The sequence below is a fragment of the Leuconostoc carnosum genome, from assembly GCF_014207505.1.
Lineage (GTDB): Bacteria > Bacillota > Bacilli > Lactobacillales > Lactobacillaceae > Leuconostoc > Leuconostoc carnosum.
In genome coordinates this window covers 1-1,180 of sequence record NZ_JACHGL010000016.1, presented here as the reverse complement: position 1 = coordinate 1,180, position 1,180 = coordinate 1, and the positions used below count along the sequence as shown (strand labels likewise).

The window sequence follows — 1,180 nt, the reverse complement described above, 5'->3', positions numbered from 1 at the left end:
TGCTCCTATGTCAATAAATGGCACATCTTTTTCTAAACACTCGTTCTAATTCTGTCGGAATTAAACCAACTGATGTAATTTGAGGTTCGGATTACCAAGTCCTCAAAATTGGAAAAAGTTGTTTGAAAGGCAAACTCTCTCTTCAACAATGAGTGAAAAGCTTCAATTGGCCCATTATCATAAGGATAACCTTGTTTTGAGTATGAGTGGCTAATCTGATGCCGTTCAAGTAAAGTTTCAACTTCGTTGCTGGTGTACTGTGAACCCATGTCAGAGTGAAAATATTGTGGCTTTTGATGACATTCAAGCGCCTGATTAATCGTTTCTACAACTAACGTCGCCTCCATCTGACGACCAATCTTGAAAGCAAGAACTTGATGAACCTTTGGTTCGTAAATAGAACTGAGATAAACCCAGGTTCCTGGACGTAATTCCAAATAAGTAATGTCAGCACGCCATATCCTTGCATTGGGCTGGTGCTTGATTAAATTGGGGCGTTGCGAATGATCCACATGAGTGCCAGGTTTTTTAAATCGCCGATTCATTAAAGAGTGAATCTCCATTTCCCTCATTAATCGTAAAATTCGTTTTGACCCAACACAGATGCCTGACTTGCGAAGCACCATCGTTATTCGTGGATAACCATAGGCACGATAATTATTTTCCCAAATCAATTTAATTTTTTCTTTGAGCTGATTATCAACACGTTCGTGTTGACTAGGTTGATATCTTTTCCAATGGTAATAGGTGCTGCGCGGTAATTTCAGTGCCGAAAGAATAATTGATAAGCGGTGTCGTAATAACTGATCTTCTATGAAGACAAGGCAATTAATTCGTCCTAATGCTTTCCCAGTAACACCGCCGCAGCTTTTAAAATTTCAAGTTCCTCCTTTAATCGCTGATTTTCCTTTTGAAGTTGTTTGAATTCTTTGGACGTTACTTCAGTACCGTCTTCTAGCTCAACTGATTTAGCGTCTTTAACCCAGTTATGAATTGCGGCTGGAGAAACACCGTATTCCTCGGAAAGCGAGCGAATAGATCTTTTCTCTTCACGATGCATCTTCACAATGCTGGCTTTAAAATCATCTTGATATCGTTTCATTGGAATGCTCCTATCTTGTTTTATTAATTATGGCACAACTGTTCAGAAATTTATGTACCAAATACTAGGATAGGAGCA

Annotated in this window: 1 protein-coding gene; it reads right to left on the bottom strand. The window is 39.0% G+C overall.

Annotated features, from left to right (window positions below):
• Positions 1-32: 32 nt before the first annotated feature.
• Positions 33-1,102 (bottom strand): IS3-like element IS1163 family transposase gene (locus HNQ98_RS09180; RefSeq protein ID WP_105451717.1). Its coding sequence is split into 2 segments (ribosomal slippage): positions 33-874 and positions 874-1,102, totalling 1,071 coding nucleotides; the frame shifts between segments, so codons are not numbered across the junction.
• Positions 1,103-1,180: the final 78 nt, after the last annotated feature.